We start from the raw sequence: 19,115 nt of genomic DNA, 5'->3' as shown, positions 1-19,115 counted from the left end.
TGAATAAATCATTTTTACCGAAAGCCATTCAAAAAAATCAATCTCTAATTTATATTAAAAACAATGAAACATTTACTTTATACAGCTCTGTTCTGTTTTTTGGTTTTGCAGTCTGTCAATTCCCAACAGTTGAAATCCCCTAATGGAAAATTCATTATGGAATTTACTCTACAAAAAGACGGAACTCCAAGTTATAGCTTAAACTACAAAGACAAAACTGTCATAAAGCCAAGTAAATTAGGCCTTGAACTTAAAGACGACAAAAAATCGTTATTGAATGATTTTACAATAATTGATACCAAAACAAGCTCCTTTGATGAAACTTGGAAACCTGTTTGGGGCGAAGTAGAAAACATCAGAAATCAATATAACGAATTAGCCGTTACGCTAAAACAGAAGGAAACAGACAGACAAATCATTATTCGTTTTCGTCTGTTTAATGACGGTTTAGGATTTCGATATGAATTTCCAACACAAAAAAACTTAGTTTATTTTGTCATAAAAGAGGAAAGAACTCAATTTGCAATGACTGGAGATCATACTGCTTTTTGGATTCCGGGAGATTATGACACACAAGAATACGATTACACCACTTCTAAATTATCAGAAATAAGAGGCCTAACCGAAAAGGCGAAAACTGATAATTTATCCCAAACTTCCTTTTCACCAACTGGTGTACAAACTTCCCTTATGCTGAAAACAGCTGACGGATTGTATATCAATTTACACGAAGCTGCATTGATTAATTATTCTTGTATGCACTTGAATTTGGATGACAAAAATATGGTATTTGAGTCTTGGTTAACTCCCGATGAAAAAGGCGCCAAAGGATATATTCAAGCTCCTGCACATTCGCCTTGGCGCACCATTATTGTAAGTGACGACGCTAGAGAAATTCTGGCTTCAAAAATGACTTTAAATTTGAATGACCCTTGTAAAATCGAAGATACCTCTTGGATTAAACCGATAAAATACGTTGGTGTATGGTGGGAAATGATTTCTGGAAAAAGTTCATGGTCTTATACAGATGAATTTCCATCAGTACAACTTGGTGTTACTGATTTTTCTAAAGCAAAACCAAACGGAACACATGGCGCAAACAATGCAAATGTGAAGAAATATATTGATTTTGCTGCCGCAAATGGTTTTGGGGGAGTATTGGTTGAAGGCTGGAATGAAGGTTGGGAAGATTGGTTTGGTCATTACAAAGACTATGTTTTTGACTTTGTAACTCCTTATCCAGATTTTGATGTAAAAGCCTTGCATGAATATGCAAAATCCAAAGGTGTAAAAATGATTATGCACCACGAGACATCTGGGTCGGTTCGCAACTATGAGCGTCATATGGATAAAGCGTATCAATTCATGAAAGATAATGGATATGATGCCGTAAAAAGTGGCTATGTAGGCAGTATCATATCGAATGGCGATAATCATTACAACCAATTTATGATAAACCATTATCAATATGCCATAGAAAAAGCAGCTGAATATAAAATTATGGTTAATGCCCATGAAGCGGTTAGACCAACAGGTATTTGCAGAACCTATCCAAACTTAATTGGTAACGAAGCTGCGAGAGGAACAGAATATCAAGCTTTTGGCGGATCAAAACCAAACCACGTTACATTATTGCCTTTTACTAGATTAATTGGTGGACCAATGGATTATACTCCTGGTATTTTTGAAATGGATTTGAGCAAATTTAGCCCCAACAATAAGTCGCACGTAAACAGTACTATCGCCAATCAATTGGCATTATACGTAACGCTTTACAGTCCATTGCAAATGGCTGCAGATTTTCCGGAACACTACAATAAATTTCCTGATGCATTCCAGTTCATTAAAGATGTAGCGGTAGATTGGAGTGAAAGCAACTATCTAGAAGCAGAACCTGGACAATATATAACCGCAGCCAGAAAAGCAAAAGGAACAAATAACTGGTTTATTGGGAATGTAAATGGGTACGAACCTCGTACTTCGAACATTAATTTTTCTTTCTTGGAAAAAGGAAAAAAATACACCGCCACAATTTATGCCGATGGAAAAGATGCCAATTACAAAACAAACCCACAAGCATATACGGTTCGAAAAATACAGGTAACCAATACCTCTAAACTTTCTCAACTGAGTGCCTCAGGTGGTGGTTACGCGATAAGTATTATTGAAAACAAAAAATAAGAAATCGCCATAGACAGATTAAGATTGGCTTTCTGAACTCAGATTCCACAGATTTTCACAAAGTATTTTGTGAAAATCTGTGGAATTTGTGTTTAATTACTTATCCCCATAAATCTGAACATCGTCCACTTGAAAAGCACCATCCAAAGCAAGGTTTTTACCCGAACCCGTGTACTTGAAAGCAATGTTTATTTTCCCAGTATAACTTGATAAATCCACTCCGCCAGAACCCACAAACTGATACCAAGGTGTCGCTTGTTTAGGCAATGTAACTTTGAGCGGAATCCACGTGGCTTTGTCAATATTCAAGCCGTCAAAGTTTTTGGAGACATACACTTCTAGCGAATTTAAAGGTGAATCCACATCCAGGTGATGCTGCGCCGATCTAAAAGTAAGCACTTCATTGGTATGTACATCCATATCAATTTTTGGAGAAATCAACCAAGCTATATTGGACGCTACTTTTGTTCCTGTTGTATTAAACTCCGCATATCCATTTCCTGCATACATTGTCCCAAGCCAAAACTTTGTTCCTTTTTGTACCATGTTTGTCCAGCCCGGAAGATTGAGTTTGGTATTGGTTTCGACACTTTGAAAGTTTTCGGAAAAGAACGGGACTACAGCAGTACCTGTAAGTGCCACATCTTTTTCGGATCGAGCCAACAATTGATAGTCTGAACCAAACTTAGTCAAAACCCCTCTTACTTTTCCGCTTCCATCTGGAACAATTTTATCAGCAAAATCGGCAAAACTACTGGTGCGAAACAACACCTGATTCCCTAATTTATCCATTAAGCTCCAATTGGTTCCTCCACCAACATCATTAGATTCTTCATAATAATGGCGACCGATAGCCTCTTTTGTGAATTGCACCTCAGTCAATTCCACCAACGTATTGATATTAGAATCCTGTAACAAATCGGTTATGGAAATAGGCCGAACCAAAAGTTCCTCATCCACTATTGTACAAGAAGCATTCAATACATTCTTATAATCGTTTGGAGAAATTCGGCCAACACCTCCTTCGTTGTGCGTGTTGACATAAATACTCCCGATACGCATTCCTCCAAAGTAAATATCAGTATATTGGTTTTTCATTTTGATATATACTTTATTCCCTAATCGAAAATCAATATAGGTATTCGAAGCATCCACGGGAACACTAAAACCCATCGCTGGAGTTGTGGCGGTTGCCAATGTTTGAAACGATATCGTTTTGAAAAAATTCCCAGCCTCATCACTGGAAACCACATATGCTTCAATAACATCATCGTAGGTGTATTGAGTCACTATGGAACTTGTCGCAGCTCGCACTTCTTCAACAGTGCGGTTTACTTTCAAATCGGGTTGAGTGCAGGTTAGTTTTGGCACATCAAATTCTTCCCTTGCACAGCTAGCAAAAGTTATTGCAATTCCTAAAAAAACAGTGTAGAATTTTAAACTCATCTTCTTCTATTTTAAAATTTATAAATTGATGTACAGGTTTACAAAATACGTCCGCCCGTAACCATAAAAATATTTGTTGCCAAAATTGGGAGTCCCACTGGAAACATCTTGGTTGAGTTGTCTGAAATTGGCATTTCTAGCTTGCTCATATCCTCCTGTTTTGTATTTCAAATCCAAAACATTATTTAACGTTGCAAAAAGTCCGATATTCTTTCCTTTAACTTTCCATGATTTCCCTCCTGAAATGTTCAACAAAGTAATGGGCTCAAACTCTTCTTGACTCAATAACTCCCTCGCTCTTTCCTCTGAAGCTTCAGGAAAATTGAAACCGCTTGCAGGATTTTTATAAAATGTAGCCGTTCTTGAGATAGGCGAAATATCTATAAAACTATTTGCTAAATAATTGATATTGGCACCAATCCACCAATATTTAGGATCCCTATATTCGATTCCTAAAGCAAAAGCCTTTTGCGGCATTCCAGCCTGATTATAGTTTTTCATTGATGAAGTTCCAAAATCAAATACGGGATTGGGATTTACAGCAGTGGCTTGAGCATCATTGGTTATGGTGACATTCGGATTACTATCAAACGTAAATTGACCGTAAGCTGCCGAAAAATTAGTCATTAACGTTGAGCTTAATTGGTATTGAAAACTGAACTCGGCACCAACATTCTTCTTATCCAAATGCGTTAATGTCTGGCTTACAAAAGCATCTGTATTTGCATATCCTGCTCCATCATCAAATATTCCTTCAGCATAAAAGAAAGAAGTTTGTGTAACGTTCTTTATTTTGGCATAAAAAAGAGTGAGACGGGTTTGCCATCTTGGAGTTCTGTAAAAATAACTCGCATCGAAACTATTTATGTTTTCATTTTGGATACCCGCAACTACCGAATTGTTTAATCTCGCATTGGGAAATGTATTCCTGATTGTTGGTGGGTTTGAAATATACGCTCCATTAAAACTCAACTGTTGCCTACCCGAAATTTTGAAAAGAATTCCGCCTTTAAAACCAAAATTTTCAAATTGAACTTTCTCACTTTTCCCAAAAGAATTCGTCGGATAAATTCCGTTTTGATACAAACCTTCACGTTGATAATTAGTACTTATGAAATTTTGCGCCAAATAAAAATCGACTTTGTCGTAGGTAAATTTAAAGTTGGTAAAAAGGTTCAAAGTATTTGCAACATAATCAAAATTGTAACCATACGTATCACCCTCCACAACCTGCCTGTCAGGATGATTCAAGTCTGATTGTGCTTGATTTCCATTGTAAAAAACATCGATATCATCAAAATACAAACCTCCCAATAAATCGGTTAATTGTTGGTAATTATGAGATTTTAGATGACTGTAAAAACCCCCAGCCGTGAAGAAAAGGTTGTCGCTTATTTGTGTATTGAAGTTGGAAGTCCCCGTTAACGTTTGGTCATCCGTGCAGTCTTCATACAAAACATAATTGCTTTTGGCGGGAATATAGCCTGTTATTTTTCCATTGGAATCTAAAACCGGAGCTTGATTGGCATAGTACAAAGCATTCCAATCGATTTGGCTATTTGCTAGAAACTGTTCCCTGCTTTTCCCAGCATTCTCATAATCGGGAGTAAATTCTCCAGAAAACTCTCCGTTATCAGGCGCATACATCGAACTGTAATAGCTCGGCATTTTTCTGTAATACGCTGGATCCGGGCTGTTGCCGTTTTGATAATCAATATTGCTATTGGTGATTTTTCCAAATTGATAGGTCAAACTTGAATTCAGCGTCGAATATTCATTAATGGTATAAAAATGATTCAGCATCAAGACAGGTTCCTCAATAGTTTTAATTCTGGCATTACGCTTTTTGCCGTCCTGCCATCCCCAGTAGGAATTGTATTTTTCACTTGTTAATTCGGTTACTTCGGCTGTATTTGGCGAATTTTTGGCTCTAGAATTGGGTGTGTAAAATCCAGAAAAATTCAAGGAGTTGCGGTCGTTTATTTTCTTTTCGACACTAATAAAACCAGCTATGGCATTATAATTAGTTCCTTCAAAATATCCTTCGGTTGCCCATCTAGTTCCTGCCGAAACCACAAATGCCCAACCTTTATTATTCATTCCAGAAGCATAAGTTCCCATCATTCGCCAATCGTAATTGGTATTGGTTCCCGAAAAAGATAAAATCATTCCAGGTTTATAAATCGATGCTCGAGTATTTATTTCTTGTGTTCCCAAAATCCCGCCAAAAGCATAATCTGAAGGAAAAGAACCTACCGTGAATTCCTGATTCCGAACCACATTATTCAATCCGCCCCAATTGCCCCATTGCGGCCTCCCGTCAAATAATTTGTTCATCGTAACACCATTGATCATCGTTGTTGCATATTGACTGTCTAACCCACGAATCCTAAATCGAGCCTGACCCCAATTGAAAGCCGCCGCTTGTTGAAAAGCATCTCTGGAAGATTGTAGAAGTCCCGAAGTGCTCTCGGAACCACTATTATCATCGCTTAAATCACTTTCGAGAAGCGTGATTGTCCCCGCCTGTTGCTCCGAAGTTTGATTATCCTCTAATGGAACAGCACCCAAATCCAACATTTGGTCTTGTGTAATTACAACAGGAAGTATTACGTCCTTAAATCCTTGACTATGCAAAAGCAACAATTGATTTCCAGGAACCACAGCATAAAAACTAAAAACACCATCACTTGACGTGAGTTGCATCAACTGTGTGTTTGAAATCGTAACCACTATATTTTCTAATGGCTTTTGAGTTTTAGCATCAATTATTTTTCCCTTAATTCCTGTTGGTTTTTGGGCAAATACAAAAGACATTTTCAATAATAAAAGTATTCCTAACAAAAATTTACCCATACTTATTTTGTAAACATATGGAACACATTGCATGCAAAATACAACGCCTCCAAAAATTAGATTTGTTTAAAAAAAGGATAAAATAGTTTTGGAAAAAAGAATTGTAAAGACCTAAATTAGGTGTGGCATCTTAATTTTCAATCGAATGAAAAAAGTATTCAATTAAATTTCAAGTGATAAAATTAAGAAAAAAACTATTAAGCAATATGGTAAATAGAAATATTTTCTTAATATTTAATCAATAACTTTAATTCGGCTGACCATAAAAGCGATAAAAAAACCAAAAATCCCAATAAAGGCGAATGAAAATCGTAAACTAAAAAGTTCGGCAATGTAGCCTATAACAGGTGGACCCATCAAAAACCCAAGAAAACTCACACTTGAAACAGTGGTCAAAGCTTCGCCAGTTGGTATTGTTGGATGTTTACCTGCAATGCTATACAAAGTAGGCACAACTGTAGAAACTCCCAATCCAATAATCATAAAAGCAATCATTGAGGGTATTATATAAGGAAAAGCAACTGCGGTAAAGAAACCGGATGAAATCATAATTCCACTAATTTTGATTACCGTTTTTCGCCCAAATCTATTGATTAATTTATCTCCGAAAAAACGACCACTCGCCATCATAATCATAAATGAAGTGTAACCTAAAATTATTAAAGCGCCAGGCGCTTTGACTATGTCTTTAAAAAAAACACCACTCCAATCAAACATAATTCCTTCACTGGCCATACAACAAAATCCAATAACTCCAAGCAAAACTAACGTAGCATCTGGTTTACTGAATCCTTTTTTCTTCTCTGTTTTAATGGTTTCTTTGGCCTTAATCAAAAATTTAAAATTTGATGCAATCAACAAAAATGCAATAAAAGCAACAATTAGGAAATGGGTATATGTACTGAGTTGCAATGCCAACATTCCCAATCCTACCAATGCACCAGTAAATCCTGCCAAACTCCACATCCCGTGGAATGAAGACATAATTGTTCTTCTAAAAAGTCCTTCTGTATAAACCCCTTGAGTGTTTACAGAAATATTAGTCAGGTTACCAAAGATTCCGAAAGCATATAATCCAAGCGCCAATTGCCACGCATTTTGCGCCAGTCCAATATTCGTTAAACTCACCGCATACATCACAATTGCAAAAGGCAAAATCCGATGACTTCCATAACGAGTAACCAATTTACCTGAAAAATACATCATCGTTAATTGTCCAACAGGCAAAGCAAAAAGAATACTTCCTAATTGACCATCGCTTAAGTTCAAGGCTGCTTTTATGGTTGGAATACGACTTGCCCAAGTAGCAAAACACAATCCCATAGCAAAATAGAACATTGATACTGCCCATCGAATTCTAACCAAATAAGACGCTTTCGCATCTCGATAGTTTTTCTTGTATTTGCCCTTGGCCTTAAACCGACCTAAAAAATTTAAATCTATCAAAATAGTTGTTTTTTTTGGGAATCCTTTGTGTCAAAAGTACGAAAAGAAACAATCCAAAGACACAAACCCTTCCTCAACAATAAATTACAACGTTATTGTTAGAAAAACAAACCAATTTTATCCAAAATAAAAATAGTCTGGGGGTGCCACCATTAGAAAAATGGGCCAACTTAGCATATCGCTTAGTCGGCCCATTTCCCTAATGCTGTCGGGCTATCCGCGCTACTTCGGTAGCTAGCTTTTATCCCTCACCCAAGCTATAAAACGAGATATTGAGTGCTAAAAAACATCATTCATTACAACATAATGACTTTCCCTTGAGCATTACTTTCAATAGCAGCTTCAATAATTTGCATTACCTGCAATCCTTCTTTAGCGGTAACAGGCTCTTTGGAATCATTAACTATCGACTGATAAACACCTTCAAAAAAATCATAATAATTTCCCTGTAATGTTTCGACTTTCTCCTTAATAATTCTTCCGTCTATCTCTGTATGCAACAATCCTTCGTTACCCGGAGCTTCAGTACCCCACGTGGTAAGATTTGGTTTCTTCCCTAGTTTTAAATCATCTTCCTGAACATCACCACGTGGTTTCAGGAAAGAACCTTTTTTTCCGTGAATAACATACGCAGGATTAGCTTCTCGAACAAAAAAGCCAGCTTTTAATCGCACTCTAAAATCTGCATAATATAGCAAAATATCAATCCAATCATCTACCAAAGAATGTTCTCGTGTTACTCGAATATCGGCAAAAACACTTTGGGGAAACCCAAATAAAAACAATGCTTGGTCAATTAAATGTGGCCCTAAATCCTTCAGAATTCCAGCACCAGAATTAACAGTTTCCTTATGTCCTTTTGGACTCAAAAGTGGATTATAACGATCAAAATGAAATTCGGCTTCCACCAATTCGCCCAATACTTTATCGGCAACCACTTTTTGTACGGTTTTAAAATCACTGTCCCATCTTCGATTTTGGAAAACCGAAAGTTTCAATCCTTTTTCTTTGGCCAAATTCACTAATTCCTGAGCTTCGGCAACTGTAGTAGTAAAGGCTTTTTCCACCACCGCATTTTTCCCGGCAAGCAAAACTTGCTTGGCATATTCAAAATGAGTTCCAACCGGCGTATTTACAATAACCAAATCAATATCATCCTGAAGCACTTCTTCTAGAGTTGGATAACTTTTTACATTTGGATAATCCAATTGAATTAATTGTTTACTTCTTTCCCAAGAACCAACCAATTCAAATCCTGGATGAAAATCCAAAAAAGGAGCATGGAAAACTTTTCCAGACATTCCATAAGACAGTAGTGCGGTTTTTATTTTTTGCATATCTTTTTATGGTAGTTTACAATCCTGCAAGGTTTCCAAAAACCTTGTAGGTATGATTTTAAATTTAATACCTACAAGGAAAAAAAAAGATCTTGCAGGAAAACGTTTAAACAAGAACTTATCTCATTTTAGCTCTGTCATATTGTTTCGGCCATTGAACATCAACACCCAATTCCTGAGCAAAAGTAAATCCTAAATTCGGATTTCTAAGCGACTCTCTCGCAAATAAAACGAGATCCGCTTTACCGCTCGCTACAATCGCTTCCGCTTGTTGAGAAGTAGTAATCAAACCAACCGCTCCGGTCAAAATCCCTGTTTCCTTTTTAATTTTTTCGGCAAAATGAACTTGATAATTAGGCCCTAAAGGAATTTGTTGATGAGACACCAAGCCACCTGAAGAAACATCAATTATATCGACTCCTTTCTCCTTCAAAATTTTAGAAAGTCGCACTGATTCTTCAGCGTTCCAACCTCCATCAGCCCAATCTGTAGCTGAGATTCTCACCATTAAAGGAAGTTCTTTGGACCATTCAGACTGAACCGCCTGGAGCACTTCCAGAAGTAATCGAATACGATTTTCGAAAGACCCCCCATACTCATCCGTTCTCGAATTGGACAAAGGCGACAAAAATTGGTGCAACAAATAACCGTGTGCTGCGTGAATTTCAAGGACTTGATATCCTGCTTTCTCGGCTCTTCTGGTGGCCAATTTAAAATCGGCAATTACTTTTTGGATTCCCGCTTTATCCAATACAGTAGGAGTTTGCTCATTATCGTGATAACCAATTGCACTTGGTGCAAAAGTTTCCCATCCACCTTGATTTTGGGTCAATTTTTTATTACCGTACCAAGGTGACGAAACACTGGCTTTCCTGCCGGCGTGAGCCAATTGTATTCCTGGAACTGAATCCTGACTGATGACAAACTTGGTGATAGACTGTAATTTTTTAATGTGATCATCGCTCCAAACACCTAAATCGCTAGGAGAAATTCTCCCTTCAGGTGAAACGGATGTGGCTTCCTGAATGATTAAACCTGAGCCTCCCGTAGCACGACTGCCAAGGTGTACCAAATGCCAATCATTAGCAAACCCATCCTCTGCCGAATATTGGCACATTGGTGAAACTGTAATTCTGTTTTTGAATGTGATACTTTTTATTTGTAATGGAGAAAATAATTGTGAAGACATAAATACAAGTATATTAATGTTTTAAGCCAAACAGCATTAAAACAAGATTTTTATGTAGTAAAGTTATTGCACTAACTTTAAAATAAAAATGAAAAATGCATTAATTAACAAACATTTAAAACGATCCAAAAAAATATAGCGCAAATAATAAAATAGAAAATAGTACTTTTGTCCGTCATTAAAGAACCGAAAATTAAAAAATGGAAATAGTTATCAAGCTTTCTCAATTTTTATTGAGCTTATCATTACTTATTATACTTCACGAATTAGGGCATTTCATTCCTGCAAAATTATTCAAAACCAGAGTCGAGAAATTTTATTTATTTTTTGACGTAAAATATTCCCTTCTAAAAAAGAAAATTGGCGAAACCGAATACGGAATTGGCTGGTTGCCTCTTGGCGGTTATGTAAAAATATCCGGTATGATCGACGAAAGCATGGACAAGGAACAAATGGCTTTGCCTGCACAACCCTGGGAATTTAGATCCAAACCAGCTTGGCAACGTTTGATAATAATGTTGGGTGGTGTAACGGTAAACTTTATACTTGCTTTCATTATCTATATTGGTATGGCTTATGCTTATGGAGATTCCTATATTTCAAATGCCGATATGAAAGACGGTCTTTTGATCGAAAATCAAGCGATGATAAATGCGGGATTCAAATCGGGTGATAAAATCGTTGCTGTTGATGGAGAAAAAATTGTACGTTTTGACAAGGAAATCAGTTCTAAAATTATCTTGGCTAAAGATGTGGTTATTGAAAGAAACGGCATCGAACAAACAATAAAAATGCCAAATGATTTTATAGATCAATTATCTAAATTCGAGAAAGCTCCTTTGGTAGCAATACGAGTTCCATTTGCAATCACAGAAGTTCCAACAGAATCTTTAAACAAAGAGCTTAAAGCAAAAGATATTATTGTGTCTTTAAATGGTCAAAAAACAAAATATCTTGATGAAGTACAATCTGTTTTAGAAAAAAACAAAAACAAAACCATTCCTGCTGTCGTTTTACGTAATCAAAAAGAAGTAGCTATTAACGTAGTTGTTTCTAATGTTGGAAAAATGGGAGTTTCAATAGGCGCTTTAGGACTTGAAACACTTGAAAAACTGGGTTACTACAAAATTACGCATCAAAAATACAGTTTCCTTGAATCAATCCCTTTTGGAATTGAAAAAGGAAAAGATCAATTGGTAGGGTACGGAAAACAATTAAAAATGATTTTCAATCCAGAAACCAAAGCATACAAACAAGTGGGAGGCTTCCATGCTATTTATAATATTTTCCCAAGTTCTTGGAGCTGGGAAGTTTTCTGGGGCATCACGGCGATTTTATCGATTATGCTTGGTGTTATGAACTTATTGCCTATTCCAGCACTTGACGGAGGACATGTGATGTTTTTATTGTTTGAAATCGTAAGCGGTAAAAAACCAAGCGACAAATTCCTTGAAAATGCCCAAATGGTTGGTTTTGTACTACTTATCAGTCTATTGCTTTTTGCGAATGGAAATGATATTTATAAAGCGATTGTAGGTAAATAAAAAAGAATGTTATTTTTGCTTTTTTTGTTTGCTACATTTAAATTTAATCCTATATTTGCACTCGCTAAAAAGAGCAACAACTTCCTCCTTAGCTCAGTTGGTTAGAGCATCTGACTGTTAATCAGAGGGTCCTTGGTTCGAGCCCAAGAGGGGGAGCAACTTTTTTTAGCAAACATATTTACCTTTAAGGTGATTCCTTCTTAGCTCAGTTGGTTAGAGCATCTGACTGTTAATCAGAGGGTCCTTGGTTCGAGCCCAAGAGAGGGAGCTTATTAAAAAGACTATCAGCGATGATGGTCTTTTTTTTTGCTCAAAACTCAACTCTTTTTTATCCAAAAAAAATGATTCAAGATCTAAGTTGATTCAAGCCTAATTCCACAAATTAAGCTTATCTTCCATCAAGATACTTATATCTTCAATTATCAAAATGACCTGATAATTATGATATTATCTCCCATTTCATTTGAAGTTTGTTTAATAAATCACTAAATTGGTACTTCTCTAGTTTGTGCAATTATAGAAAAACGTTTTCCCAATATTTCCATAAACTAAAGCACTTCAAAACGTAAACTTATTTCAATCATTAATTTTCTCCGTTATGAAAAAACTCTCTATTTCATTTGTGCTTATTGCATTGATTTTTTCTTTGATATGCTGTCAAAACAACAAGTTATCAAATAACGACGACAACAGTCAAATCGACGGTCATCCCGCTTGGATCATGCAAGGCAATATTTATGAGGTCAACGTTCGCCAGTACACGCCTGAAGGGACTTTCAATTCATTTGCAAAACATCTTGACCGGCTAAAAGCGATGGGAGTCCAAACGATTTGGTTCATGCCGATTAATCCTATCAGTAAATTGGACAGAAAAGGGTCTTTAGGAAGTTATTATGCCGTTTCCGACTATACCGCGGTTAATCCTGAATTTGGCACAATGGATGACTTTAAGAAACTTGTAGAGGCTATTCACGAGAAAGGAATGAAAGTATTAATTGATTGGGTACCCAATCACACCGGAGCAGACCATCGATGGATTACGGGGCATCCCGATTTCTTCGTAAAAGACAGCTCCGGCAAACCGGCAGTAGCATTTGATTGGGCAGACACAAGACAATTAAATTATAAAAATCCTGTATTGCAGGACAGTATGATTCGCGCAATGAAATACTGGATTGAAGACACCAATATAGACGGATTCCGATGTGACGTTGCCTGGAACGTTCCGGCTTCTTTTTGGCGTAAGTCCATTCCGGAACTGAAAAAAATGAAGAATATCTTTATGCTCGCCGAAGGAGACAGCACTTACCTCCCAAAAAGCGGTTTTGATGCCGTTTACCCTTGGCACATGTTCAAAATGATGGAAAAAGTAGCCAAAGGCGAAAAATCAGCCCTTGCTTTGGACAGCATCAACAAGGAAAATGAAACCTTGTATCCTAAAAATACGATTCAAATGTATTTTACCAGTAATCACGATGAAAATAGCTGGAATCATGCCGATTTTGGAACTTTTCCAGGAATTATTCATGAGCCGTTTGCGGTATTTACTCAAACCATGAAAAACAGCATTCCATTAATTTACAGTGGACAGGAAGAACCCGTTTTAAGGGCATTGAAGTTTTTCGACAAAGATCCTATAACGTTTAAAAATTTTCAAAGAGAAAAATTCTACACGACATTGCTGAATCTAAGAAAGAACAACGAAGCACTTTCCGCTAATGCCTCCTTCAAAAAAGTACACTTGGGAGACGATAAAGCGATTTACGCCTATGTAAGAGAAAAAGGAAACAAAAAAGTTTTAGTAATTCTTAATTTTTCCGCAAACGAACAAGCTGTATCCATAAAAGACAATTCTTTGACAGGAAAAGCACATAATGTCTTCAAAGAAAATGAAGAAACTTTAAGCTCCAAAGAATGGAAAATGAAACCTTGGGGTTATGAAGTTTATGAATATTGATTTGTAAAACAAATAAACAGCAGATTCAGTTAAGAAATACAACTTTCAAAAAAGACCATCATTGTGATGGTCTTTTTTTTGCTTTAATCTTTCTTTCTTTAATTCAAAGTATTAAAATCTTTATCATCACTCCCTATTAAAAAACGAAACGCATTTTAAAATCAAACTACAAAATACCCACTATTTAAATTGCTACAGTCTTAAAAACTCAATTTAGCGAATGCGAAATCAAAAAAAAATTGAATCAAAAAAATTAGAATTGATAAAAAAAGTTTGGCTAAAAAAGAAAGTCATATAAATTATCAAATAATCACATCATTACTTATTTCAGTGATAATAATTTAATAAATTAGTTCAAAATTCAGCCTTAAAAGCTCATATTAAACTGAAATATTAATTATTTAATACTGAGAAATATGATGAAATTGGTACCACAGCTAAACCCAAAAGGGTGGGACGAGATGTTCTCAAATGAAGGCGTTAGAGATTCCTATGCTCAAGTTCTTCAAACGTTACAAAATCTAAATCCGGAAAGTCTAAACGATAAACAAATTCAGGCTTCGGATTTGTTCATGAATCAAGGTATAACATTTACAGTTTATAGCGACAACAATCAAGGAATAGAAAGAATTTTCCCGTTTGACATCATTCCCAGAATCATCACAAAAGCTGAATGGAGCGAAGTGGAAACTGGAATCAAACAACGATTAAAAGCCCTTAATTTATTTTTGGAAGATGTTTATAATGGACAACACATTGTAAAAGATGGTATAATCCCCGCTTCATTAATAGCATCTTGCCCGCATTATATACAAGAAGTTCACGGAATAAAAGTGCCGCATAATATTCATGTGCATATCGCCGGAATTGATTTAATCAGGGGAGCAAAGGGCGAATTTTACGTACTTGAAGACAACCTGCGATGTCCCAGCGGCGTGAGTTACATGTTGGAAAACCGTGAAATTACCAAACGAATTTTCCCAGATATGCTTACCTCCAATAAAGTAAGCATGGTAGGAAACTATCCGATGATATTTCATAACATATTGGTTTCGCTGTCCCCACGAAATGTATCCAATCCTAACGTGGTTTTACTTACACCTGGTGTCTATAATTCGGCTTATTATGAACATACTTTTTTAGCCCGTCAAATGGGAATTCCACTTGTAGAAGGAAGAGACTTGGTGGTTAATAATAATAAAGTATACATGAAAACCACTTCGGGATTACAGCAAGTAGATGTTATTTACCGCCGTTTGGACGATGAGTATCTCGATCCATTGGTTTTTAAACCCGAAAGTACACTGGGCGTACCAGGACTGATTAGTGCTTACCGTCACGGAAATGTAGCCTTGGTGAATGCTGTCGGTAATGGTGTTGCCGATGACAAAGCCGTCTATGCTTACGTCCCAGATATGATAAAATATTACCTTAACGAAGAACCTATACTTAAAAATGTTCCAACATACCAAATGGAAAACAGAGAGGAAAGAGAGTTGGTATTTGCCGATATGGAAAATATGGTAATCAAAGAAACCAATGGAAGCGGCGGATATGGAATGATAATGGGAAACAAAGCTACGCAAGAAGAACTAGAAAATGGTAAAACAGCCATTTTGGCCAATCCCAGAAATTTTATCGCACAACCGATCATTCAACTCAGTACCGTTCCCTGTTTAATAGATGGCCAATTGAAATTACGCCATGTAGATCTAAGACCGTATGCTTTATGTGGACCCAATGGAGTAGAGATTGTGCCTGGAGGATTAACTCGAGTCGCATTGACAGAAGGTTCATTGGTCGTCAACTCTTCGCAAGGAGGAGGAAGCAAAGACACTTGGATCATAAAGTAATTTCATTTTAATTTTTAAAATGAATCAAAATGAAAACAACTGCCTTAAACACAGAAAAAAACGAAAGCAAAAAGTTTGCCTTTTTACCCGAAATGGTTTTAGAACATTTAAACGACGCGAAACCAACTGAAACAACAGTAGAAAATTCAAATGAGCCTGAAGTTAAAAAAATAACAATAACAGCAGATCCAGATATACCAAATTTAGATTCAATTCCAGTTCCTGAAAGTGTTTCAAAAAAAGAAGAAATAAAACCCATTGAAACTGTAGAGGAATCCGATTTGGAAACAGCAAAAAGTGAAGCAGAAGAAAATTTAATCAAACGATTTATAAATAAAATCAAAATCTATTAATCTTAATTTTAAAACCAATTCAAATGAAAACAACTATGCAAAGTGGAGTTACAAACGGGATGTTTTTACTCTACAATTACACAGATTCTCAGGCTCCTATCATAGAGTCAATAATAGAAACCATTGTAGAACCTATAATTTTCAAATGCTAAAATAGGGCATTATTTAGGCCATAGTTGTCAATCATTGTGAACTTGTAAGCATTACGAGAAGGCGATTTATGGGATTGCGTGAGGGATAGAAGCTAGCTACCGAAGTAGCGCGGATAGCCCGACGCTGTTGAGCAAAGGGGCTGTATAAGCGGTACTAAAAGTAAGCCCCTTTGCTCAACAGGGTCACGCCCACACGAGCTTTTGCGAACTGACGCAGTAAATAATTTTGGTTGAAAAAGTTACAGTTTTTTTATAATTTATAAATCGAATCAGATGAAGGCAAATATGCTAAGTCGAGTTGCAGACGGGATGTTTTGGCTCAACAGATATATGGAAAGAACCGATGGCATGTTATTAACTCTTAATACTAGTTACATACTATCATTTGACAAAGAAACCGATGATTGTCAAGGTTACAAACCATTATTGAAATATTATACCGACTTAACACACGACCAAATAAATGATGTGCAATACGACACCAACTTTGTGTTGAAATACATTATTTGCGATAGTTTGAACCATAATTCGGTCAAAAATTTGGTTGTAAAAGCGCGTGAAAATGCCAGAGGTTCGCAAGATAAAATAACAAAAGAACTTTGGGAACACATCAATTCATTGTATCATTTCATGAACTCCCCAGATCTTCCCAAAAAACTGGAAACCTCCGATGCTTTGCAAATTGTAAACAAACTCAATAAAGATCTCTTACTTTATAACGGCATATTGCATGTAACCATGCCAAGAGGACTCGGATGGAGCTTTTCGAATATTGGAAAACTGATAGAACGATGCTTGCAAACCATCTCAATGACTCAAGCCTATTATGCGCCTATCAATTATAATCTAGACGGAAATGAAGACGTAATGTACTGGCGAAGATTATTACTTTCGCTATCGGGTTACGAATTGTACCTTAAGAGTTACAGCAACATCAAGCACAATCGAAAAGTGGTACAACACGTTATTTTTAATCAAGATTTTGCCCATTCTGTGATCTTTACACTCGAATTAATAAATAAATATTTGGATTGTCTGTTCAAAGACAGCGAAATAAGTGAAGCGAGAAAACTGTACAATCAATTTGGAAGATTAAAAAGCTATGTTGACTTTACCGATTATCACCACTTGACGAACAAACAACTGGAAGAAATGCTGGAAACTACAAAAACACAACTGAATCAATTTTCCATCGATTTTTCAAAATTATTTTTCTCCTACACTTAGATAACTATGGCAATATTCAAGATAGTTCACATTACAAAATACCAATACAACTGGCCCATAAAAGAAAGCATAAACGAGGTTCGGCTATTTCCCCATAATTTTAGCAATCAAGACGTACTCGATTACCAACTGTTAATTACCCATAATCCAGACGTAGAATTTTACCAAGACTATTACGGCAATCGAGTTGCCAATTTTAATAATCTGGAGTCACATGAAGAAATGGTAATTGAATCCCGAATGACGGTTCGAGTAAATCATTCGCTAAAAATACCAGCAATTGACAACACCACTGTTAAAGATATAGGGAAAGAAAAAAGCGAAAACATAACCTTATTGAGACTGAGTTATCCTGAAGTTATTCAAAAACAACAGGAGATAGAAGCTATTTTGGCAGCAATAGATGTAGCTGACAAACCCATCATCGAAATTGCGAAATTATGCAATCAATACATATTCGATAATTTTACCTATACCAAAGGAATTACGAATATAGAAACCACCATTGATGAAATTTTAGAAATTAAAAAGGGCGTTTGCCAAGATTTTGCACATGTATTATTGCAGTTGGTCCGCACGGTAGGCATTCCTGGCAGATATGTAAGTGGATACATTTGCCCTTACGAAAGCGGACTACGCGGGGAAGGAGCAACCCATGCCTGGGTCGAAATTTACACGCCTACTCAAGGCTGGCTGGGTCTCGATCCAACAAATAATATCTGGACGATGGATAATCACGTAAAACTGGCTGTAGGTAGAAATTTTTATGATTGCACCCCAATTAAAGGAACCTTCAAGGGACTAGCAAGACAAACACTCTCTGTATGCGTTTCTATAGGCTATGAAGACGGTCGGCATTATGAAGAAATAAATGATGTCCTACTTGAAGAAATCCCTCAGGAAATTAACGAACAAATAAATTATATTGAGCAACAACATCAGCAACAACAATAATATTCGCTGCTAAAACTTAAGCCGCTTCTTCAAATGCTATGAAGTTTACCAATTCCCCTTTTTTATTAAAAATTGGAAAACCTTCAATATTACAATAATAGAGTTCTCCATTTTTTTTATAATTCAAAACTTGTTTAACAAATGGTTTTTGCAATGCAATAGCTTCTCTAATTTCACTGGAAGTATTTAAAACGGTTTCCTTTCCTTGAAACATTTTTGGTGTTTTACCAAGAACTTCATTTTCAACATAACCATTCATTTTATGCATGTTATAAGAAGCAAAAACAATATTCAGTTTAGAATCGGTAATGAGTATTACTTTTTCTTCTAACTTATTTCTAAAATTCCAATTTACATTTTTCCATTTTTTATCTTGGGCAAGATTCGATATTTTATTGGTATCTAAAACAATCTTTTTGATTTCAGTTTGAAAAATCGCACTGAATCCCCAAGAAATTAATGGAATTGAATTTCCTTTTAAAGAGGCGAAATACTTTGCTTTCGGATTATTGACTTGCTTTAGAGTTGTCATAATTTTGTTTTTAAAATTCAAAGATAAAAACAATCCAAAGAATACAGTCTCGATTGTAAGGTTTTAACTATTGTTGAACCTGTTTTTT

14 protein-coding genes and 2 tRNA genes are annotated in these 19,115 nt (G+C 36.1%); 10 read left to right on the top strand and 6 right to left on the bottom strand.

Features of this window, described 5'->3' with window-relative positions:
* The first annotated feature begins 63 nt into the window (after window positions 1–63).
* Complete coding sequence (locus C8C85_RS09000; RefSeq protein ID WP_116796775.1) at window positions 64–2,181, top strand: glycoside hydrolase family 97 protein; 2,118 nt, start codon at window positions 64–66, stop codon at window positions 2,179–2,181.
* Between the two features lie 96 nt (window positions 2,182–2,277).
* Here the strand turns inward: C8C85_RS09000 and C8C85_RS08995 are convergent, their stop codons facing one another.
* The 5 genes from C8C85_RS08995 to C8C85_RS08975 all read right to left on the bottom strand — a co-directional run bounded on the left by C8C85_RS08995 (window position 2,278) and on the right by C8C85_RS08975 (window position 10,455).
* Window positions 2,278–3,627: a DUF5689 domain-containing protein gene (locus C8C85_RS08995; RefSeq protein ID WP_116796774.1), complete on the bottom strand. Its 1,350-nt coding sequence runs from the start codon at window positions 3,625–3,627 to the stop codon at window positions 2,278–2,280.
* An 18-nt stretch (window positions 3,628–3,645) separates the two neighbouring features.
* Entirely contained in the window at window positions 3,646–6,483 is a 2,838-nt protein-coding gene (locus tag C8C85_RS08990) for a carboxypeptidase-like regulatory domain-containing protein (protein ID WP_116796773.1), read from the bottom strand.
* Window positions 6,484–6,717: 234 nt separating this feature from the next.
* The gene (locus tag C8C85_RS08985; RefSeq protein WP_116796772.1) at window positions 6,718–7,929 is read right to left on the bottom strand and encodes an MFS transporter; all 1,212 of its coding nucleotides are present in this window, start codon (window positions 7,927–7,929) and stop codon (window positions 6,718–6,720) included.
* Between the two features lie 296 nt (window positions 7,930–8,225).
* On the bottom strand, window positions 8,226–9,266 hold the full coding sequence (locus C8C85_RS08980; protein ID WP_116796771.1) for a Gfo/Idh/MocA family oxidoreductase: 1,041 nt from the start codon (window positions 9,264–9,266) through the stop codon (window positions 8,226–8,228).
* A 118-nt stretch (window positions 9,267–9,384) separates the two neighbouring features.
* Window positions 9,385–10,455, bottom strand: coding sequence for an NADH:flavin oxidoreductase/NADH oxidase (locus C8C85_RS08975; protein ID WP_116796770.1), 1,071 nt, complete (start codon window positions 10,453–10,455; stop codon window positions 9,385–9,387).
* A 200-nt stretch (window positions 10,456–10,655) separates the two neighbouring features.
* Here C8C85_RS08975 and rseP point away from each other — a divergent pair, with 200 nt between their 5' ends.
* The 9 genes from rseP (at window position 10,656) to C8C85_RS08935 (ending at window position 18,495) form a co-directional block, all read left to right on the top strand.
* On the top strand, window positions 10,656–11,999 hold the full coding sequence (gene rseP, locus C8C85_RS08970) for an RIP metalloprotease RseP (protein ID WP_116796769.1): 1,344 nt from the start codon (window positions 10,656–10,658) through the stop codon (window positions 11,997–11,999).
* Between the two features lie 82 nt (window positions 12,000–12,081).
* Window positions 12,082–12,155: transfer RNA gene (locus C8C85_RS08965), tRNA-Asn, on the top strand.
* Window positions 12,156–12,193: 38 nt separating this feature from the next.
* Window positions 12,194–12,267, top strand: a tRNA-Asn gene (locus C8C85_RS08960).
* A 330-nt stretch (window positions 12,268–12,597) separates the two neighbouring features.
* Window positions 12,598–13,956 (top strand): alpha-amylase family glycosyl hydrolase, encoded by a 1,359-nt coding sequence (locus C8C85_RS08955; RefSeq protein ID WP_116796768.1) that lies wholly within the window; start codon window positions 12,598–12,600, stop codon window positions 13,954–13,956.
* Between the two features lie 416 nt (window positions 13,957–14,372).
* On the top strand, window positions 14,373–15,809 hold the full coding sequence (locus C8C85_RS08950; protein WP_116796767.1) for a circularly permuted type 2 ATP-grasp protein: 1,437 nt from the start codon (window positions 14,373–14,375) through the stop codon (window positions 15,807–15,809).
* Between the two features lie 29 nt (window positions 15,810–15,838).
* Window positions 15,839–16,162, top strand: a complete 324-nt coding sequence (locus tag C8C85_RS08945) for a hypothetical protein (protein WP_116796766.1) — start codon at window positions 15,839–15,841, stop codon at window positions 16,160–16,162.
* A 23-nt stretch (window positions 16,163–16,185) separates the two neighbouring features.
* Window positions 16,186–16,314 (top strand): hypothetical protein, encoded by a 129-nt coding sequence (locus C8C85_RS18645; protein WP_256412695.1) that lies wholly within the window; start codon window positions 16,186–16,188, stop codon window positions 16,312–16,314.
* 273 nt (window positions 16,315–16,587) lie between these two features.
* A complete protein-coding gene (locus tag C8C85_RS08940; RefSeq protein WP_116796765.1) occupies window positions 16,588–17,541 on the top strand; it encodes an alpha-E domain-containing protein in 954 nt (317 codons plus the stop codon).
* A gap of 6 nt (window positions 17,542–17,547) precedes the next feature.
* Entirely contained in the window at window positions 17,548–18,495 is a 948-nt protein-coding gene (locus tag C8C85_RS08935; RefSeq protein ID WP_116796764.1) for a transglutaminase domain-containing protein, read from the top strand.
* A gap of 16 nt (window positions 18,496–18,511) precedes the next feature.
* On the opposite strand, the gene C8C85_RS08930 is transcribed toward C8C85_RS08935, so the two are convergent.
* On the bottom strand, window positions 18,512–19,027 hold the full coding sequence (locus tag C8C85_RS08930; RefSeq protein ID WP_116796763.1) for a PAS domain-containing protein: 516 nt from the start codon (window positions 19,025–19,027) through the stop codon (window positions 18,512–18,514).
* Window positions 19,028–19,115 lie beyond the last annotated feature (88 nt).

It is taken from the genome of Flavobacterium sp. 103 (assembly GCF_003096795.1).
In the GTDB taxonomy this organism is placed as follows: domain Bacteria; phylum Bacteroidota; class Bacteroidia; order Flavobacteriales; family Flavobacteriaceae; genus Flavobacterium.
The sequence above is the reverse complement of the archived record's forward strand: the minus strand, read 5'-3'. Positions and strand labels throughout refer to the sequence as shown.